The sequence below is a fragment of the Devosia sp. XK-2 genome, from assembly GCF_037113415.1.
Taxonomy (GTDB): domain Bacteria; phylum Pseudomonadota; class Alphaproteobacteria; order Rhizobiales; family Devosiaceae; genus Devosia.
Map to the genome: position 1 here is coordinate 1,988,839 of NZ_CP146608.1, position 20,065 is coordinate 2,008,903.

The window sequence follows — 20,065 nt, forward strand, 5'->3', positions numbered from 1 at the left end:
TAGCCCCGGTTAGAGACCGCCGGCCTCCGCCGTAATGATGCTGCGCCCGAACACGCCCTGCGCTTTGGGAACCAGTCGAACCACCGAATAGCCGCGAGCCTCTAGCTCATCGAGGAAGCCGGGCAGCAGGTCGACTGTGCGCTGGTGGATATCGTGGAACAGGATGATACCGCTGCCACGCCCCTCCAGCCGGCCCAGAGCGCGATTGGCAACCGTCTGCGCGCTCTCCTGATAGTAGTCCTTACTGTCGATATCCACGTCGAGCACCACCATGTCGCCATGCAGCAGGCTGGTGCGCAAAAAGCCCGTCTGGGCCAGATAGGGAAACCGGAAGAATGGCGACAACTTCTCGGCCCCGCCCAGCGCCTCGGCCACGGCCGCTTCGCCGCGCACAATTTCATCCAGCGCCGCCTGGCGGGAGAGATTGGTCAGGTTCGCATGATCGAATGTGTGACTACCCACCGTGTGCCCACGCGCGGCGACTTCCCGTGCCAGCGCCGGATTGGCCTGGGCGGCCGAGCCCAGCATCAGGAAGGTGGCCTTCACGCCATATCGATCCAGAGTATTGAGAATTTTCGGTGTTTTTCCAGCGCGCGGACCGTCGTCGAATGTCAGGATGACTTCCCCCGGCCGCAGGACAATATCACTCGTTGTGGCGACTTCCAGGGTGCGACCGGCCAGGCGGCCAACAGAAGAAAGGCGGTTCGGCATGGTCTGGTCGAGCCGGGCCGACGCGCTCTTCAGAACACTGCCCGTAACCGTCTCGTCACGCATAACGGCAGGACTGTTTGCCACCGAATTCTGGCTGATCGGCTTGGCGCACCCCGCCATGGTCAGCGCCAGCAGGCTCGAAGCCAAAAGAGCATGAAACAACCGCAAGACCGAACCCACCCGAAACCTTAAAGTGGGTCCACTTTTGCGATTTATGGTTAACAAACCCCTCGCAATTGCTTAAGATTTACTTACCTGCCATAGATTTAGCTTTGCGCCCCAGAGTATCGAGCGCACTGAGGAAGGCGGATCGATCTGCCGGGCGGAAGCTGGCATTGTAGCCGGCAATTTCGCCGGTCTCGCGCAGGTGCTGCTTGAGATCTCGCATTGCCAGCGCCATACCGATGGAGGCCGTGGTAAAAGGCTTTCCGGTAAAGCCCAATACATGGCAGCCCTTGTCTATCGCCCGGCTGGCTAAAGGGATATCGGCCGTCAGCACAATGTCGTTCACCCGGGAATGGTCGACGATCCAGTCGTCGGCAGCATCGGCCCCGGCCGGGACGACGACAACCTGCACCATCGGATCACGCGATGGCCTGATACCGCCATTGCTGACGAAGGTAATGACAAGGCCGAGACGCTCGGCCACCTTCTTGGCCTCTTCCTTAACCGGGCAGGCGTCAGCGTCGACGAATATGGCCGGGTCAGGCATTGGCGATAGCATCCATCAAGAAATCCAGCCTTTTCGGCACCGGCACCTTGGGCAATTCCAAAATACGATAGCCCGCCTCTTCATAGGCATCGCGCAAGGGTGCGTAAATGCGTTGGGCGTGCTCCCAACCTTCTATGCGCTCGGCATCGTCGCGGTAGATATCGCGCCAGGGCGGCGCGAAAAAAGCTACTGGATTATAGCGAAAAAGCGTCGCGGCCCTGGCGAAATGGGCCGTCTCCGCCAGATTCATGATCCGCCCATAGGCGATAAGGTCGGGAATGCCGCGATCACACAGGGCCATTCCCGCTCCGTCCAGCAAAGCCTCATGGGTCTGGATGTCGCGATCGAGCATCAATTCGGCGAAGCGCGCCGGATCGCGCCATTGCAGGGCCGGCCCGTCGATCGCCTTCTGAACCTGGATAACGGCACGAGCCGCCTCGCGTCCAATCCGCAGTCCGGATTGCCCGGCGGCATCGAGCAGGGCGGTCTTGCCTGCGCCGGGTGCGCCGGTGAGCACAAAAAGCCTGTCTGAATCTGCCATCATTATTCGTCCTTTAGGAGAACGGCGACTATCGCCGCCGAGGAGAGAAATTTGATTGGAACGATTGTTGAGCGCGCCGAATGGGCGGCGGCATCTGCCACGAATGGGGAATGGTGGGGGGAACTGGAGGGCGGGCCGTGTGGGGCCAATGTCAGCGTGATCTTCGTTCACGCCGAACGGCCAGGAGATGGGCCGCGACTACACAGCCATCCCTACACGGAAACCTTTATTATCCGCAAGGGACGGGCCCTGTTTACGGTCGCAGACCATCAGTTCGAGGTCAGCGAAGGGCAGATCGTAATCTGCCCCGCCAATACGCCGCATAAATTCGCCAATATCGGCCCCGGCCCGCTCGAGCAGATCGACATTCACGAGGCCGGGACTTTCGAGACGCGATGGCTGGAATGATCAGCCGATCGCACCGGTCGCAAGCGCCAGGCCCAATCCGGCCACAAGTGCCAGCGCGAAGGCCACCGCCAGCTTCCGGCGGTGGGGTGACTGCATCATGATGCCAAGCATATGAATGTCCTTTCGCCAAAGATCGCTCAATAAACGACGACGCTGCGAATGCTATCACCGGAATGCATCATCTCGAAGCCCTTGTTGATATCCTCAAGGCGCAGCGTGTGCGTGATCATCGGATCAATCTCGATCTTGCCATCGAGATACCAGTCGACAATTTTTGGCACATCGGTCCGGCCGCGCGCGCCACCAAAGGCCGTGCCCATCCAGGTGCGACCGGTTACCAATTGGAACGGGCGCGTGGATATTTCCTGGCCTGCTCCAGCCACGCCGATGACGACGGATTTGCCCCAGCCACGATGGCTCGCTTCCAGCGCCTGACGCATAACCTTGGTGTTACCGGTGCAGTCGAACGTATAGTCTGCGCCGCCGATCAGATCCCCACGCCGCTTGGTCAGGTTGATGAGATAGGGGACGATATCCTCACCGATCTCGGTGGGATTGACGAAATGGGTCATGCCGAAGCGCTCGCCCCATTCCTTCTTGGCGTTGTTGAGGTCGACACCGATGATCATGTCAGCGCCGGCCAGGCGCAGGCCCTGGATGACATTGAGTCCGATACCGCCCAGGCCGAAGACAACCGCTGTCGCCCCCTCCTCCACCTTGGCCGTGTTGATCACCGCGCCAACGCCGGTGGTCACCCCGCAACCGACATAGCAGACCTTATCAAAGGCGGCCGCCGGATCGATCTTGGCCACCGCGATTTCGGGCAGCACGGTATAGTTCGAGAAGGTTGAGCAGCCCATATAGTGGAAGATCGGCTTGCCTTCGAAGGAAAAGCGCGAGGTCCCATCCGGCATCAGCCCCTGCCCCTGCGTCGCACGGATGGCGGTACAAAGATTGGTTTTGCGGCTGAGACAGGACGGACACTCGCGGCATTCCGGCGTGTAAAGCGGAATAACGTGATCGCCCTTTTTCACTGACGTCACTCCGGGCCCCACATCGACCACGACCCCAGCGCCCTCATGGCCCAGGATCGCCGGGAAAAGGCCTTCAGGATCCGCGCCGCTGAGCGTGAAGTCATCCGTGTGACAAATGCCCGTAGCCTTGATTTCGATTAGCACCTCGCCCGCCTTGGGGCCCTCAAGGTCGACCTCCACGACTTCAAGTGGCTTGCCAGCAGCAAAGGCGACGGCGGCACGGGTTTTCATGACTCTATCCTCCGGAATCTCGGTCCGGAAGATGGCACGCGCCAAAGCGCGCCCGCAACCGTCTAGCCGCTGCCTCCACCGCCAAGACTGAGCATCACATTGACCGCCGAAGCCAGGATGATCGTGTTGTAAAGGTGGGAGAAAACCAGATGATAGACCACCAGCCGGCGCATATTGCTGCTGGTTGTCTTGGTGTCGGACGTCGCCACCGACGTACCCACAGTATAAGAAAAATACATGAAGTCAGCGCCATCGGGATCGCTGTCGCCCTGAAATTCCAGGCCACCCTCCACCTCGCCGTCCTCGCCCGTATCGGGCGCCTGGTAATATTCATAGGCATAATGCAGCGCGCCCATCGTCTGAACGGTGAACCAGCCCAGCAAGACAGACACGACGCTGGCCGCCACCTGCCAGGGATCGGGTTCCTGGCCGCCGCTCAGCGCCAGGAACAGGGAAACGATGGAGGCTACGACCACGATGAGGACGATGAGGAATATGCCCCCCGTAGGCGTGTCCTCCTCCTGCGCATGGTCTCGCAGGTAGTCGGCCGTCAGGTGCGGCAGTTTCAGATAGGTCGACAGCAGGAAGACCACGAACAGCACATTGCTGCCAATGCTGATCGCCATGTTCGGCACAAGCCAGAAACCCAGCAACAGCGCCACCGCCCCCAATGCGAGGCTGACATAGAACGGCGCGTGACGCGGCATCAGGCGATCTATCGCCTTCTGCCGGAGCGGGTTGGGCGCCGCCTGCTTTCGCCTGGATTGGTGGCGCTTGCCGCCGCGGGTCGATTTAGCTGGTGCTCTTGCCATGGCTGCAAAATGTCATCGCCGGTTCCCCACCGGCAATGACGACAACGCCGCTCAGCCCGTTATGGCTCCCGGCCCCGGCTCGGCACCTGGCGGCACCTTGCCCATGATGATCATGCCCAGCACTTCGTCCTTGGTGACATCGGAGGTTTTCGCCTGCCCCACCACCTGGCCGTTTTTCATCACCACGACCCGATCGGCGAGATCGAAGACGTCGTGAATGTCGTGGCTGATGAGAAAAATGCCGATCCCTTCGGATTTGAGCTGTTTGATCAGCTCGCCCACCTGCGCGGTCTCCTGCGGGCCAAGCGCCGCGGTCGGCTCATCCATGATGAGAATTCGGGCGTTGAAGAGAATAGCCCTGGCAATGGCCACGGATTGGCGCTGACCACCGGAAAGGGCCTTCACCGGCTCCTTGAAGCGACGGAAATTTGGGTTGAGCCGGCCCATCACTTCGCGTGCCTTGGACTCCATGGCAGCATCGTCCAGCGTTCCGAGCGATGTCACCATTTCGCGCCCCAGGAACAGATTGGCGGCGGCATCGACATTGTCGGCCACAGCAAGCTGCTGATAGATCGTTTCGATGCCATAAGCCTTGGCGTCGCGCGGATTGTTGATCGTCGCGGTCTCGCCATTGATGCGGATTTCACCCGCATCGCGCTTATAGGCGCCCGAGAGGATCTTGATCAGCGTCGATTTGCCCGCGCCATTGTGGCCGAGCAGCCCCACGACCTCCCCGCTGCGCAGATCGATCGAAGCATGGTCGACCGCACGAATGCCGCCGAAGGAAATCGAGATATCGGTCATTTCGACCAGTGGCGTGCCGGTATCCAGCATAATGCAACTCCTAATGCTTGTTCCGGCGGTAGAGCGTGTCCAGCCACACCGCGAAGACCAGAACCACACCAACCACAATGGATTGAAGCGGGCTATCAATGCCCATCAGCACCATGCCTGACTGCAGCGACTGCATGACCACCGCGCCCAGCAGCGCGCCGGCAATGGTGCCCACTCCGCCCGCCAGCGATGTGCCGCCGATAACGGCGGCCGCGATGACATAGAGCTCGTCAAGCGTGCCCAGCGCATTGGTCGCCGCATTGAGGCGCGCCGTCGAAATGGCCGCCGCAATGGCACAGAGCGCGCCCATCAACATGAAGATTTTGACGGTGACCCAGCGCGTATTGATGCCCGCCAGTTCGGCCGCCTCGGGATTGCCTCCCATGGCATAGACATAGCGCCCGAACCGCGTCCGCGTGGCGAGGAAGGTCATGACGACCCCAACGCCAACCGCGATCAGCACCGGAATGGCGATCCCATGGGAGATGAACAGGCCACCCTCGGGCACAGCAATTCCATTGGCTTCGGCGAAGTTTTCGGCGATGCGGACCGGCCAGGGATAGGCGTTGGCAACCCAGACCGCGGCAATGGTCGCACCGCAGCCAAGCACGGCCAGGGAAACTTCGGCCCAAACCGGACGCTGCGGGAAATTGAAGCGCTGCCGCTGCAGCCGGCCAAAATAGAGACCGACAATGATCGCGCCACAGGCGATGACGGCGACGACCCAGCTCCAGAGCGCCCCGATCGAACCGGTCGGGCCGCCTCCCATGAGCTGGAAAGTCGAATCCATCGGCGCCACGGTGCGCCCCGCGGTCACCCACCAGGCGGCGCCACGCCACACCAGATAACCGCCCAATGTAACGATAAAGGCGGGCACGCGCAGATAGGCGATGATCGTCCCCTGCAGCGCGCCAATACCGACACCGACAGCCAGGCCCGCGGCCAGCGACAGGACCCAGATCAATGGATGACCTAAGCCCAGGCCAAGCTGCACCGGCAGGATCTGCGTCTGCATGACGCCCATCACCATGCCGACCACGCCCAGAATGGAGCCGACCGAGAGGTCGATATTGCGGGTCACGATGACCAGGACCATGCCCGTGACCATGACGGCAACCGAGGCCGTCTGGACCGACAGGTTCCACAGATTGCGCGGGGTCAGAAACAGACCACCGGAAAAGAAGTTGAAGCCCACCCAGATGATGGCAAGCGCACCGATCATGCCCAGGAGACGGGTATCGATCTCCGTGGCCATGAGAAAGCGCTGCAATGGATTTTGCACCATCTGACTCGGGTGTGTGGTGCTGGACATGGCGCGTTGCTCGGCCATCAATTTCCCCCTGGGATCATCCGTCGCCTGCGGCAGGCGCCCGATGATCACTGATCTTTCATGGTGGCATTGCCGAAACGAGGTGATGATCGTTTATCCGGAACGCCTGACAGACAGCGTCCCGCGGACGGGGCGCTGTCCGGTGAAAGAAGTGCCGCGGCGCATTGCGCCGCAGCACCTCGTCACCAGTTTACGTCAAGACTGCATCAGTTACACGCGGCAACCGAACCGGCGGCCACGCCCTGGCAGACCACATCCTTGGACACCCAGCCAGCATCGATGACGACGTCCAGATTGTCCTTGGTAATGGCGACAGGAGCGATGAAGAAGGCGTTCATTTCCACGCCCTTCGGTCCGCCGGCAAACGGCACGACGCCGGTGACTTCGTTAAGGGCAGTACCGCCGGCCAGTTCGAGGGCCACTTCCGCGGCCTTCTTGCCCAGCTCACGAGCGTCCTTCCAGACCGAAACGGTCTGCGTACCCAGCGCAATACGGTTCAGCGCGGCATGGTCGCCGTCCTGACCCGAAACCGGCACCGCGCCAGCCAGGCCCTGAGCGGTCAGGGCCGCAATGGCGCCACCAGCCGTACCGTCATTGGAGGCGACCACAGCGTCGACTTCGTTATTATTGGCCGTGAGGAACTGTTCCATATTGGCCTGGGCCACTTCCGGATTCCAGTTGTCGGTATAGGCTTCGCCTACATTCTTGATCGTGCCGGCGTCGATGCCGGCCTGAAGCACTTCCATCTGGCCTTCAAACAGGAAGTCGGCATTGGGGTCGGCCGAATTGCCCTTGATGAAGACATAATTGCCTTCGGGCTGGACTGCGGCGACTCCGGCGGCCTGGAGACGGCCCACTTCCTTGTTGTCGAAGGTGAGATAGAAGGCATCGGGATTTTCGATCAGGCGGTCATAGCCGATCACCGGAATGCCTTCGGCGACGGCGGCGGCAACGGCCGGACCGACCGCTTCGCTGTCCTGCGCCAGAACGATGATGGCATCGGCACCCTGGCTGATCAGGCTTTCAATGTCGGTCAACTGCTTGGACGCAGACGACTGGGCGTCGGCCGAAATATACTGAGCGCCCGCCGCTTCGAGTACGGACTTGATAGCGGCTTCATCGGTTTTCCAACGCTCTTCCTGGAAGTTGTTCCAGGAAACGCCCACCACGATCTGATCCTGCGCAATTGCCGCGCCGCAAAGCACGGTCGATGCCAGCAGGACTGCTGCAAACTTGTTCATATCTGTCCTCCCTATGGGCAGCGTGCTGCCCGCAAAGCAAGTTGGCGCCTTGCCCTCAATCGGGCACCGCCTCCCTGCGCCCTGAGCATTAATTTCATAGCTCGAAAAAAGACCTCGCATGTCATGCTGCGACGTGTCAACGTCAATTTCGAGGCTCGAAGAAATCCGCTATTTGCGCTAAGGCGCTGGGGATGCTGTTTTGCAGAGCAAGACTGGGGGGAAGGCCGCTTGACGCGACACGTCAGCGATAGTGATAGCGTCCGGCGGCAAAATCGCGGATTGATCCTGAGCGCCTTGCGCTCGGGTGGACCGCAGTCGCGCACGGCCCTGGCGGGAATCACCGGCCTGAGCCACGCCAGCGTCACCGCCATCATGCAGGACCTGCTATCCCAGCGCGTTGTTGAAGAATTGACGGGTACGGAGCGCGCTGATGGACGGGTGCGCGGCCGCCCGGCCACCCTGGTCGGCTTTCGCCGGAGGGCGGCCTATGTCGCGTTGTTTGAAATTGACGTGAACCGGCTTCGCGCCTCGCTCGTCGATTATTCCGGCGTGCTGGTTGACCGCATAGAAACCGGGGTAACGCCGAGAACCTTTATCGAGACATCGCCGACCGATTTTCTCGCCACCTATCTTGAAAGCCTGCGTCAGCGCACACCCGAGGCTGCCGGCGCGCTCATGCGGATCGCTATCAGCGTGCAAGGTATCCTGGATCGGGACGGAAGCGGCTTGAAATGGTCGCCCATTGCCAATCTGGCGGGCACGTCTTTCGCAAGCGACCTGGCCCGGATGTCAGGCCTGCCGGTGACCATCCACAAGCGCGGCCGCCTTCTGGCCGAGGGCACGCGCTGGCTGGACCCGCAATTGCACGATACCAGCGTTGCAACCGTCTTCGTGGGTTCTACCGTTGCCATGGGCCTCAGCCTGCATGGGCAGATGTCCGGGCGCGGCGAAGACGGGTCCACCGAGTTCGGCCACATGAATCATGTGCCCAATGGCGCCCTGTGTCGGTGCGGCATGCGCGGATGTATCGAAGCTTATGCCTCCGATTACGGCATTTTGCGCACCAGCTACTCGGTTCCCGAAACGACACCCCCTGCCCCGGCAGTCCCGGCCCAGCAGTTCGAAACGCTGGTGCAGCGGGCCGAAGCAGGAGAACGCGCGGTCACCCATGGCTTCAACCTGGCCGGACGCGCCATCGGCTACGGATTGAGCCGCATGCTGGCAATGTTCGACCCCACCCATATTCTGATCGTCGGCCCGGGTGCGCGGGCGATTGATCTTTTTCGCCCGGAGATTGAAGCAGCCCTGTCAGCCTCGCTGATCTGCAAGATCAATGGCATGCCCACCATCCTTGCACATCCCGACGAACGAGAGCCCATATTCCGGGGTCTGCAAATGAAGACTCTGTCAGCGCTTGATCAAGCCGAAATTGCCGCATTGGAAGCCGGCAAGCGTCTCTAAATCAACGCCAACAGCAAAAAACGCATAGCAGCACCTCAGCCAGCCTGATTGCTGCCGCGAAGAGATTGTTCTTCACTGGCGCCAATTAACCACCAATCCATGTGGCTGCCATGTTTTTGCAATAGTGATATTGTCGTTACATTTTTATTAAGCACTATGCGGCCGCAACCGCATAAACAATCAGGGCAGCGATAGTGAGCAAGAAGATAATTCCCGTCATTCTGGCAGGCGGTCAGGGAACGCGGCTCTGGCCTATGTCTCGCGCCGCCCGGCCCAAGCAGTTTCTGCCGCTCATGGGCCCGACCAGCCTGTTTCAGAACACCCTGAAGCGGGTCCACAATCCAAAGCTTTACGCGCCGCCCATCGTTGTCACCAACGCCGAATATCGCTTCATCGTGGCCGAGCAGGCCGCCGAGGCCGAAATCGCGCTGACCAGCATTCTGCTCGAGCCGATGGCCCGGAACACTGCGCTGGCAATTGCAGCGGCTGCTCTGCATGCCCAGCAGCGCTATGGCGAAGATGCCATTCTGCACATATTGCCCTCCGATCATGAGGTCGGCGTCGACGAAGGATATTGGCTATCCGTCTCGCAGGCCAGGGATGCAGCGGAAGCCGGTCAATTGGTCACTTTTGGCATTACCCCCACCCATCCCGAAACCGGCTTTGGCTACATCAAGTCCGAGGCCCGTATCGGCGATGGCGCGCAGCCTGTGCAGAGCTTCATCGAAAAACCGGACCTGCAGGGTGCCACCGAAATGCTCGTTGAAGGCGGGTACTTCTGGAATTCGGGCATGTTCATCATCGGAGCTGATACCTTCCTCGGCGAATGCCAGAAACTGGCGCCCGATACTTTGCGGGCCGCCAGCGACGCCCTTGCTCGTGCGAAGGAAGACCTGGACTTTATCCGGCTCGATGAAGCGGCCTTTTCGACCGCTCCAAGCATTTCTGTCGACTATGCCATTTTCGAAAAGACCGACAAGGCCGCCGTCGTGGCCGTCGATTTCGCATGGTCGGACCTGGGGAGCTGGGATGCCGTTTGGAAGTCGGCGCAGCGCGACACCTCCGGCAATGTGACCCAGGGGGCTGTGACGCTCGACAGCGTTTCAGGATCCCTGGTGATCACCGACCATGCCCATGTCGCGGTGAACGGCGTCGAGGACGTTGCCGTCATCGCGACCAATGACGCGATCTATGTGGGCCGGTTGTCGGGCGCCCAAAAGGTCGGCGACATGGTCAAGCGCATGCGCGCCGATATCCAGACGGCCGCCCTGACGGAAGTTCATCGCACGGCCTATCGTCCCTGGGGCGGCTACTCCTCCGTGCTCAATGGGGACCGGTTCCAGGTCAAACGCCTCTTCGTCAAACCTGGCAAAAAGCTAAGCCTGCAAAAGCACCATCATCGCGCCGAGCATTGGGTCGTCGTACGCGGCACGGCCGAGGTCACCGTTGATGGCTCGATAAGCGTGCTCACGGAGAACCAGTCCATATACCTCCCCCAGGGATGCGTGCATCGCCTCGCCAATCCGGGCAAGATCGAGCTCGAGCTGATCGAGGTCCAGACCGGCTCTTATCTGGGCGAGGATGACATCATCCGCATAGAAGACGAATTCGGGCGCCTCTGATCGCGCCGAAGAAAACAACAAGGGCGCCGTCTGGCGCCCTTGTTGCTTACCTCAAAACTTGAGGAAATCGTGCAATTGGTTCGCGAGTTCATCCGGCTCGGCATCCGCACCATGGAGCACAAGTTCGGCATTCTCAGGCACTTCGAACGGTGAATCGATACCAGTGAAGTTCTTGATCTCTCCGGCGCGAGCGCGCGCATAGAGCCCCTTGGGATCGCGCGCTTCGCAAACGTCGAGCGGGGTATCGACATAGACTTCGGTGAAGTCGATGTCCCCGGCAATTTCGCGGGCCAGCCGCCGCTCTTTTTCGAACGGCGAGATGAACGATACCAGGACGATCAGGCCGGCATCGGCCATCAGCTTCGCCACCTCGGCCACGCGCCGGATGTTTTCCACGCGCGCCGCTTCGGTAAAGCCGAGATCCTTGTTCAGCCCATGCCGGACATTGTCGCCGTCCAGAATATAGGCGTGGCGGCCCTCTGCCGTCAGACGCTTCTCGAGAATATTGGCGACCGAGGACTTGCCCGAACCCGAAAGCCCTGTGAACCAGACGATGCGAGGCACCTGCCCCTTCATCTGTGCGCGAACCTCGCGGTTCACGTCGAAGCTTTGATAAGTCAGATTCTGGGCGCGCCTGAGGCCGAAATCGATTGTCCCTGCCCCCAATGTGGCATTGGACAGCCGATCCACCAGAATGAAACCGCCGGTCAGACCATTGACCGCGTAGGGGTCGAAGGCGATCGGCTTGTCGGTCGCGATAGTGACCGTGGCGACCTCGTTGAGGTCGATCTTGGTGGCCGCAGTTTGCTCCAGCGTATTCACATTGGTGCGGAACTTTAGATCGGTAATCGTTGCCGGCACCGTCTGCGTGCCGATCTTGAGCAGATAGGACCGGCCCGGATAGGCCGGTTCCTCGTTCATCCAGACCAGCCTGGCCTGCACCTGGTTGGAAAAGTCCGGCGCCTGCCCGGAATGTGACAGCATATCGCCGCGCGAAATATCGACCTCACGGTCCAGCACCAGCGTCACCGCCTGCCCCGCAATTGCCCGGCTGAGGTCGCCATCCATGGTCACGATACGGCTGACGACAGCCGGTTTGCGCGACGAAGCGATCAGCACCTCATCGCCAACCGATACCGCGCCCGACGCCACCGTCCCCGAGAACCCGCGAAAATCCAGGTTCGGTCGATTAACCCACTGTACTGGAAAGCGGAATGGCTGCGCCGTACGATCCTCGGAAACCTCGATCGTCTCGAGATAAGGGACCAGCGCCTCGCCATCATACCATGGCGTATTCTCGCTCGGGCGCAGAATATTGTCGCCTCTGAGCGCCGATACCGGCACCGCCGCCAGCGTCTTGAAGCCCAGGGGTTCGGCAAAGGCCCGATATTCGGCCACAATGCGCTCGAAGGCCTCCTGGTCATAATCGACCAGGTCGATCTTGTTGACCACAAGCACCACATGCTTCACCCCGATCAATGACAGGATAAAGCTGTGCCGCCTGGTCTGCGTCAGCACGCCCTTGCGCGCATCGATAAGCACCAGCGCCAGCTCGGCATTGGATGCGCCGGTGGCCATGTTGCGGGTATATTGTTCGTGGCCGGGCGTATCGGCGACGATGAACTTGCGCTTGTCGGTGGAGAAGAACCGATAGGCCACATCGATGGTGATGCCCTGCTCGCGCTCGGCCACAAGGCCGTCTACGAGCAATGAGAAATCGATCCCCTCCTCACCAACCGTGCGGTTATGGCTTTCCTTTTTGAGGCTCGCCAGCTGATCGTCCAGGATCAACTGGCTGTCATAGAGCAACCGCCCGATCAGCGTGGACTTGCCGTCGTCCACGCTACCGCAGGTGAGAAAGCGCAGGAGTGACTTGTCCGTTTGCTGGGCAAGCCAGAGGTCGAGATTGTTGTCGGCCGTAGCAGGAATTGCGGACATGGCTCAGAAATACCCTTCCTGCTTCTTCTTCTCCATCGACCCCACGCTATCGCTGTCGATGAGCCGGCCTTCCCGCTCGGATGTCCGGCTGGCCTGCATTTCCATGATGATCGAGGGCAGATCGCCGGCATCGGAGCGGATCGCCCCGGTGAGCGGATAACAGCCCAAAGTGCGAAATCGCACCATTTCCTCGCGCGGCGTCTCACCCGGCTGCAGCGGCAGGCGGTCGTCATCCACCATGATCAGGGTACCGGAGCGCTCAACCACCGGTCTGCGCTTTGCAAAATAGAGCGGCACAATGGGGATTTGCTCCGAATAGATATAGGTCCACACGTCGAGCTCGGTCCAGTTCGAGATCGGGAACACCCGCATGCTCTCGCCCGGGTTCAGCCGCGTGTTGAACGTGCGCCACAGTTCGGGACGCTGGTTTTTCGGGTCCCAGGCATGGCTGGCATTGCGATGCGAGAACACCCGCTCCTTGGCACGCGACTTCTCTTCATCGCGCCGCGCCCCGCCGATTGCGGCGTCATATTGCCCCGCGGTCAAAGCCTGCCGCAGCGCGGCTGTCTTCATAATATCGGTATAGCGCGACGAACCGTGGTCGAACGGATTGATGCCGTCCCGCACACCGTCGGCATTGGTGTGGGTGATCAGGTCGAAGCCATATTCCTCCGCCGTCCGGTCGCGAAAGGCGATCATCTCGCGGAACTTGAATGTCGTATCGACATGCAGCAGCGGAAACGGAATTTTGCTCGGAAAGAACGCCTTGCGCGCCAGATGCAGCAGCACGCTCGAATCCTTGCCGATCGAATACATCATGACCGGCCGCTCAAAACTGGCAGCCACTTCCCGCAGGATTTCGATGCTTTCGGCCTCCAGGGCCTGCAAATGCGTCAGTCGATTCTGGTCCAAGAGACATTCCCGAAACTGGTGCCCAAGCATCTGGGCTTCAGCCCGTTTCGTACCCCCCGCTGCCATATGCCATCAAGTCAAAAACGGCTGCAAAACCGGGGGTTAGAGGGCCCTGGGGCAAATTTATGCCCCAACCCGGCGGGCCGTATGACAGCCCACCCAGCCCAGCCAAAACGCCGCATCAGCCGGTGCGCGTCAGCCACAATCGGCAGAAAAAAAGTTCCTCGCCCCTGCCGCTCAATGCGGAGACCGGCAATGCGCAATTGCCTGTTGTGTGCCGGGCCCACTCGATGATAAACGGCTCCCCATTGCCGGTATAGCTCAGTTGGTAGAGCACCTGATTTGTAATCAGGGGGTCGCGGGTTCGAACCCTGCTGCCGGCACCAGCCCGACATAGAGGAACTACCTGGGCCATGCCACGCGCATTGGCGCGATGGTATCGCCTGGCCTCTCGCATGAGCCGCGGCCAGCACTAGATCAAATGATCATATTGTCGGGTGCCTGGTGGCGATGGCACGCTATTCCATTCAAGAGAGCCACAATAGCTGGCCTCAGGGAGTAACCGCGTGATGGAATCCAGGTTGCACGCTCCCGCCAAAGCGAGAGTCGGCGCCAAGCAAAGACAGCGTTCCAAAGGGCGCTGGATTGTGCTGCTTGCGGCCTGTTCATGGGCGCTTTTTCTGTTGATCGGATACCTGATCTGGCTGCTTCTTTTCTAGGCGGCAGACCCTGCCCTGACGCGTCGCCGTCCTGACGGCCGATCAATTTAACCGTAGTTACATCGAGCTACACAATTGATGGAAACATGATTTGATTCATGGCACATTGTCGCTGCGCCATCCTCGGCGTCCCATTGGTCTATCACGTCTTGATTTTCATTATCTGAGCTCTCCCGTCACACATTAGGACGTGATAGCACCCTCGAATGGGAAGCACTCACTGCTCATAACCCAAAACAACATTATGATCCGCCTCTTGCGACCAAACTCTGGCCCCTTTGACGGCGGATTTGTCATGCGCTCCGCGTGGCGCAGGACCTGCGCCCGCGATAGGCAAATGGGTCGCACAAGCCCACCCTAAATTGTGAAGTATATAGGTTTGCTCTTGCCTGCGCCGCCCAGGCCCGTAGCAAGAGAAGCCAACACCGAGATCAGCAGCAAAGCCGGGACACGGAAGCAGTTATGGAAGATAGCGAAATCGATATCCGCAGTATCCTTGGATTGCTACGGCGGCGCCTGACGCTGATCATCGCAACCACGGTGCTGGTCGTGGGTGCTGCGGCCACAATCGCATTTACACTGACCCCTCTCTATTCCGCCTCCGCGCTGGTGATGGTGGACCCCTCGGCCAAGAACATTCTGGATGACAGCGCCATGTCCGGCGCAAGTGCCGCCGCGGACAATGCCAGGATCGACAGCGAAGTCGAACTTGCGCGCTCGGACAATATCCTGATCAAGGTCATTCAGCGCGAGCAATTGCTGTCCGATAAGGAATTCGGGGTTTCGATCGGCCTGACCGCTCGCCTGCTCTCCTTCCTCGGCGTGCCGATACCCGATCTGCCGACCGGTGAGGAGGCCTTGAACCAGTCCCTGGGCAAGCTGCGCAATGCCGTATCCGTGCAAAGGCGCGGACTGACCTATCTCATTTCTATTCAGGTCCGGTCCGAAGACCCGCAAAAGGCAGCCCGTTTGGCCAATGCCCTGGCAGAAGTCTACATCCAGGACCAGTTGTCTTCGAAAGTTTCCAGTGCCATGGCGTCGCTCTCGGTCATCCAAAGCCGGCTGGAACAGGCCCGCGGCGCGATCGTGAGCTCGGAAACGTCCTACGATCAGTTCATCGCCGACAATATCGAGGCGATTACGCGCGATAGCGGCCGTAGTGATCTTGCAAACATGCAAAGCCAGATCGCGGCCCTGGAAGATGCTCGTCAGCAATCCTCATCCCTGGCAAGCTCAGTCCAAAGCGCCATTGCCGACAATGATATCAATGCCATCGTCGCCAACCTTCAATCCGACGCCGTAAGCGCACTCGAGGCGCAGCGCGAACGCATCCAGCAGGATCTTTCCGGTCAGTCCGGCACTGCTGCGGACGTGGATCTGCAAGCCGAGCTTTCTCGCATCGAGCAATCCATTCTGGAAACCGCGAGCAGCGAGGTTTCCGACCTTCAGGACGAAATTCAGCAGGCTCAGGATCAGGCAGCAACCCTGCGTCAGACCTTGCGCTCTGAGGTTATCGGATCCGAACTCTCCGCCGACACGCTGACACAGATATTCCAGTTGCAGCAGAATGCGGAACTGGCCCGCCGGCAATACCAGACATTGTTGTCCAGGGCGCAGGATCTCGAAGCGCAGGCAAATTTGCAGATGGCCGACAGCCGGATTGCCTCTACTGCGCTCACGCCCAACAATGCGTCCTTCCCCAATACGCGCCTGATTTTGGTTCTGGCGGCCCTGGCTGGCCTTGGCCTTGGTGTGGCTCTGGCCTTCCTCTATGAAAATCTCATCGGCGGCTTCATCAGCGATGAACAGGTTGCCAATGTTCTCAAGCGGCCCGTCGCGGCCGTGGTGCCACGTCAGCAAAACAAGGCCGAGTCAAAAAGCCTTGCCGATCTCGTGGTTACCGCGCCCCTGTCGATCTTCGCCGAGGCAATTCGGCGCGCCAGGGCGGCGCTGGATCAGGATATCGGTCGGTCCGCCTCCCGAGGCGCTCCAGAGGAGCGCGGCCGGGTTTTGATGGTGACATCGACCAATCCGAACGAGGGCAAGACGACCTTGGCCCTGGCCATTGCCCGGTCGGCGGCCATGTCCGGACAAGCGGTGCTGCTTATCGATTGCGACCTGCGCAAACCGTCGGTCCACCGCCATCTCAGTGTCGAGTCCGATACCGGTCTGCAGGAATTGCTCCAGTCCGACGAAGCCGACTTCATGAAGTCATTCCCCAAGATCCTGGTGCGCGACCCGCTCTCCACCGCATCGATCATCGTCGGCTCGCGGCGCAGCAACGTGCCCACGGACCAGCTACTGGCCAATCCCAACTTCCAGCGCTTGATCAAGGCGGCCCGACGCTCCTTCGATTATATCGTCCTGGACACGCCGCCCGTCGGCCCTGTGGTGGACGGGCTCTATATCTGTCGGCATTCAGACGCGATTGCATATGTGGTGAAATGGGCCAGCACCGCGCAAAGTGATGTGAAAAAGAACATTGCAGCTCTCGCCAAAGCGGCAGGGGAGGATACCCCGCTCATGGTCACGCTCAGCCAGCAGGAGCAGTCCCGGTCCGAATATTATAAGAAATACGGCGGATACTATTCCTACGGCGATTGATCGCTCAAACTATCGCCAGCGCGATCTGCACCTAACGAATCCGGGCCCGACTGAAAAAACATGGACCGTAAGCCAAATCTGCTACTCTGGGCCCTCCTGGCCATATCGACAGTTACGCTGGCGCTAGGGGCCTTTGCGCTGAGAACCGAGGCGGAAGCAACCGCGCTCGGCTCGGGGTCCACTCGCCTGCCGCAATTCATCGACCTGCTGTCCAGTGACGTCACCCTGCCGCTCTCTGCCCAGGGACGCCGGCTGCTGCTCGATAGTTGCGACAAGGCCATGCAGACGTCCGCCCCGCTGGTGTTGCGTTTTGCCAGCGAAGCCCAAAGGCAGATGATCGTGCCGTTCTGCACAGACTTGGCCCAGGCGGCCGTCGAGACGTCGGGCGCGGACTCCTATGCCTGGCTGGTGCTGGCGATGGCGCAAATCCGGCAGGGCTCAGTCGCCGAGGCAGAACGCAGTATAATCTGGTCCGCCCATACCGGTCCCACCGAAAGTTGGATTGCCGAGCCCAGATTTGAGCTCATTCAGGATCATTATGACCAGTTCTCGTCCACAGTACGGGCCATTGGCGACGCCGACGCGGTCCTGCTGTTGCCCGGCAATCGTGGCGCGGTCGTTGCGCACCGCTATGTTCTCGACCCGGCCTTCCGTCAGCGGGCTCAAGAACTGATCGAAAAGCAGCCCGAGGCTGTCCAGCGTCGTTTCGTTTTGCTATTGCGCCGGCAGACCTAGGAGCCAGAACGTGAACAGGCCAGCATCCGGCTTTGCCATTTCCCTTCCCCGGCGCGCCCACATCGCCGACCAGACCGGCGGCCGGCCGCAGAACGGTTTCGCGCTCTGGGCCCTGCTCGTGCTGCTGGCGCTCGCACCCCTGCCCTTCGCCAGCGCCCGCCCCTTCCTCTGGGCGCTCTGGGCCGTTTATGCCGGCGCGGCATCGATCGTTTTCTTCGCTTGGCAGCTTCGGTCAGGCACTGAACTGCGCGTCGGCCCTTCTCAGCTCAAGGTTCCCACGGTCCTGGTTGCCCTGACCCTGCTCGCCCTGGTCGCGCAACTGCTTCCCTTGGGCTCGTTTCCTATTCTCAGTGCCGAAGGAGCGGCGCTCACAGCCCCCCAGATCAGCATAGCGCCGGGACAAACTGTTCTGATGCTGGCCCGGCAGCTGACTTATGCCCTCACTGCGGTACTGGTGCTGCAGGTTGCGGTAAGCGACAAAAGACGCCCCCTGTTTCTGCACGGTCTTATCGCCATCACTCTGGTCTACGCCGCCTATGGCCTGGTCGCGTTGCGGACCGGCGACACCATTCTGGGGCTGCCCAAATGGGCCTATTTCGGTTCGATTACCGGCAGCTTCGTCAATAGAAACTCCTTCGCCACATTTTTGGGATTCGGGGCGATCACGGCCCTCGCACATGGCTGCGCGGCGATGAAGCGTCAGGCCGAGCGTCATCGTGACGATGGGCTGGTGACCGGCATAGTCAGCAATGTCATTCTCTACGGCGCAGCCTATGTGTTCCTGCTTCTCGTGATAGTCGGAACCCAGTCGCGCATGGGCCTGTTCGCCACCCTGGCCGGATCAACCGTGGTCATCCTGGTGACGCTCGTTTCGATCCGCCGGATCGGCTTGCTGCTGCTGCTCGCGCCCCTGACCCTTGCCGTTTTTGCGGCGCTGCTCTGGCTGCTTGGCGGCGGCCTCCTAGAGCGCATCGAGGCGCAGCGCTTTGATCTGAACAACAGGCAATTGCTTTACGAGCAGGTCCAGAACCTGATTGCCCTGCGGCCCTGGACAGGGTTTGGCGGCGGAACGTTCGAACTGGCGTTCCCCATCGTACACGCCCTTCCTCTGAGCCCGGACCTGGTATGGAGCATGGCGCACAATACCTACCTGACCCTCTGGGCGGAACTGGGCCTTATTGCCGGCTCGCTTCTTATGCTCACTGTGGCCTATATCGCCGCTCGTTTGGTTTGGTCGCTGGTGAAGGGGACCGGCTCGTGGACCGCGCAAATAGCCGCGTTGGGAGCCATCGCCCAGATTGCCATTCACTCTACGGTCGATTTCAGCCTTGAAATCCCAGCCAACACGCTGATGTTCGTGGCCATCGTCTGCACCGGCCTTGCCACCACCACTAGACTGCGGACCAAGAACGGGCGCGGCTGATGCGTGACCTTTTGCGGAGAATTCTGGGTATTGGCGGAACCGGAGACGCGCCGGACGTGGCGAGCCGGCACCTGAACCTGGAATTTCTGCCCTCGGCCATCTACGCCATCGGCGATGTGCATGGATGTCTCAAGGAACTCCGGGCGCTGGAGCGCAAGATCGTCGACGACGCTGCATCTGTTGAGGGGCGGAAGCTTCTGGTCATGCTCGGCGACTATGTGGATCGCGGGCCCGAATCCGCTGGTGTCCTCGACCACCTCTTGGCTCCACCCCCTGCCGATTTCGATCGCCTATGCCTGATGGGCAATCATGAGATCATGGCGGCCAGCTTCCTCGATAACCCAAATCCCCGCTCGGACTGGCTTCAATTCGGCGGCAGCGAAACGCTTCAGTCCTATGGCCTACCACTCGACATATTCGGGTCGCGAAAACAGGCCAATTTGCGCCAGCTGATCGATGCCTATATTCCGCAGGATCATATCGAATTCCTGCGCGACCGTCCCTGGACGCTGAGCGCCCCGGGATGGCTCTTCGTTCATGCCGGACTGCGCCCCGGCGTCCCCCTGCATCGGCAGAGCCCGAACGACCTGTTCTGGATACGAGATGAGTTTTTTGCGGCGCCGGCATTGGACGGTTCATGTATCGTTCATGGTCACACGCCTGGACCCGAGCCCGTCGTGACCCCCGCCCGCATCTGCGTCGATACCGGCGCCTTTGCAACGGGACGACTGACCGCCCTGAAGATCACGCCAGACGCCGCCCCGGCCCTGCTTTACTCGGACTGAGCCCGATCCAGC

Annotated in this window: 17 protein-coding genes and 1 tRNA gene; 8 read left to right on the forward strand and 10 right to left on the reverse strand. The window is 60.5% G+C overall.

What is annotated here, in order from left to right; all coding sequences use genetic code 11:
- Positions 1–9: 9 nt before the first annotated feature.
- From V8Z65_RS09650 to V8Z65_RS09660, 3 genes are all read right to left on the reverse strand, one after another.
- On the reverse strand, positions 10–879 hold the full coding sequence (locus V8Z65_RS09650) for a polysaccharide deacetylase family protein (protein WP_338719452.1): 870 nt from the start codon (positions 877–879) through the stop codon (positions 10–12).
- 79 nt (positions 880–958) lie between these two features.
- The gene (locus tag V8Z65_RS09655; RefSeq protein ID WP_338719453.1) at positions 959–1,423 is read right to left on the reverse strand and encodes a YaiI/YqxD family protein; all 465 of its coding nucleotides are present in this window, start codon (positions 1,421–1,423) and stop codon (positions 959–961) included.
- Positions 1,416–1,964, reverse strand: a complete 549-nt coding sequence (locus V8Z65_RS09660) for an AAA family ATPase (protein ID WP_338719455.1) — start codon at positions 1,962–1,964, stop codon at positions 1,416–1,418. The genes V8Z65_RS09655 and V8Z65_RS09660 overlap by 8 nt, the downstream gene beginning before the upstream one ends.
- A gap of 54 nt (positions 1,965–2,018) precedes the next feature.
- Here V8Z65_RS09660 and V8Z65_RS09665 point away from each other — a divergent pair, with 54 nt between their 5' ends.
- Positions 2,019–2,372, forward strand: coding sequence for a cupin domain-containing protein (locus tag V8Z65_RS09665; RefSeq protein WP_338723999.1), 354 nt, complete (start codon positions 2,019–2,021; stop codon positions 2,370–2,372).
- 137 nt (positions 2,373–2,509) lie between these two features.
- On the opposite strand, the gene V8Z65_RS09670 is transcribed toward V8Z65_RS09665, so the two are convergent.
- The 5 genes from V8Z65_RS09670 to xylF all read right to left on the reverse strand — a co-directional run bounded on the left by V8Z65_RS09670 (position 2,510) and on the right by xylF (position 7,854).
- Positions 2,510–3,637 (reverse strand): S-(hydroxymethyl)glutathione dehydrogenase/class III alcohol dehydrogenase, encoded by a 1,128-nt coding sequence (locus tag V8Z65_RS09670; protein ID WP_338719457.1) that lies wholly within the window; start codon positions 3,635–3,637, stop codon positions 2,510–2,512.
- A gap of 62 nt (positions 3,638–3,699) precedes the next feature.
- Positions 3,700–4,449 (reverse strand): DUF1345 domain-containing protein, encoded by a 750-nt coding sequence (locus V8Z65_RS09675; protein WP_338719459.1) that lies wholly within the window; start codon positions 4,447–4,449, stop codon positions 3,700–3,702.
- Between the two features lie 51 nt (positions 4,450–4,500).
- A complete protein-coding gene (locus V8Z65_RS09680; protein ID WP_338719461.1) occupies positions 4,501–5,283 on the reverse strand; it encodes an ATP-binding cassette domain-containing protein in 783 nt (260 codons plus the stop codon).
- Positions 5,284–5,293: 10 nt separating this feature from the next.
- A complete protein-coding gene (locus V8Z65_RS09685; RefSeq protein ID WP_338719462.1) occupies positions 5,294–6,613 on the reverse strand; it encodes a sugar ABC transporter permease in 1,320 nt (439 codons plus the stop codon).
- A 206-nt stretch (positions 6,614–6,819) separates the two neighbouring features.
- Positions 6,820–7,854, reverse strand: a complete 1,035-nt coding sequence (gene xylF / locus V8Z65_RS09690; RefSeq protein WP_338719463.1) for a D-xylose ABC transporter substrate-binding protein — start codon at positions 7,852–7,854, stop codon at positions 6,820–6,822.
- 228 nt (positions 7,855–8,082) lie between these two features.
- Here xylF and V8Z65_RS09695 point away from each other — a divergent pair, with 228 nt between their 5' ends.
- Together V8Z65_RS09695 and V8Z65_RS09700 are read left to right on the forward strand one after the other, a co-directional pair.
- Positions 8,083–9,315, forward strand: coding sequence for an ROK family protein (locus tag V8Z65_RS09695; protein ID WP_338719464.1), 1,233 nt, complete (start codon positions 8,083–8,085; stop codon positions 9,313–9,315).
- A gap of 194 nt (positions 9,316–9,509) precedes the next feature.
- Positions 9,510–10,937: a mannose-1-phosphate guanylyltransferase/mannose-6-phosphate isomerase gene (locus V8Z65_RS09700; protein ID WP_338719466.1), complete on the forward strand. Its 1,428-nt coding sequence runs from the start codon at positions 9,510–9,512 to the stop codon at positions 10,935–10,937.
- A gap of 51 nt (positions 10,938–10,988) precedes the next feature.
- Here the strand turns inward: V8Z65_RS09700 and cysN are convergent, their stop codons facing one another.
- The gene (cysN, locus tag V8Z65_RS09705; protein WP_338719468.1) at positions 10,989–12,875 is read right to left on the reverse strand and encodes a sulfate adenylyltransferase subunit CysN; all 1,887 of its coding nucleotides are present in this window, start codon (positions 12,873–12,875) and stop codon (positions 10,989–10,991) included.
- A gap of 3 nt (positions 12,876–12,878) precedes the next feature.
- Positions 12,879–13,787, reverse strand: coding sequence for a sulfate adenylyltransferase subunit CysD (cysD, locus tag V8Z65_RS09710; protein WP_338719470.1), 909 nt, complete (start codon positions 13,785–13,787; stop codon positions 12,879–12,881).
- Positions 13,788–14,097: 310 nt separating this feature from the next.
- Between cysD and V8Z65_RS09715 the strand changes: the two genes are divergently transcribed.
- From V8Z65_RS09715 to V8Z65_RS09735, 5 genes are all read left to right on the forward strand, one after another.
- A tRNA-Thr gene (locus V8Z65_RS09715) sits at positions 14,098–14,173 on the forward strand.
- Between the two features lie 795 nt (positions 14,174–14,968).
- Positions 14,969–17,110, forward strand: a complete 2,142-nt coding sequence (locus V8Z65_RS09720; RefSeq protein ID WP_338719472.1) for a Wzz/FepE/Etk N-terminal domain-containing protein — start codon at positions 14,969–14,971, stop codon at positions 17,108–17,110.
- Between the two features lie 60 nt (positions 17,111–17,170).
- On the forward strand, positions 17,171–17,845 hold the full coding sequence (locus V8Z65_RS09725; RefSeq protein ID WP_338719474.1) for a hypothetical protein: 675 nt from the start codon (positions 17,171–17,173) through the stop codon (positions 17,843–17,845).
- Positions 17,846–17,855: 10 nt separating this feature from the next.
- A complete protein-coding gene (locus tag V8Z65_RS09730; RefSeq protein ID WP_338719476.1) occupies positions 17,856–19,268 on the forward strand; it encodes an O-antigen ligase family protein in 1,413 nt (470 codons plus the stop codon).
- Positions 19,268–20,053, forward strand: coding sequence for a metallophosphoesterase family protein (locus tag V8Z65_RS09735; protein ID WP_338719478.1), 786 nt, complete (start codon positions 19,268–19,270; stop codon positions 20,051–20,053). The genes V8Z65_RS09730 and V8Z65_RS09735 overlap by 1 nt, the downstream gene beginning before the upstream one ends.
- Positions 20,054–20,065: the final 12 nt, after the last annotated feature.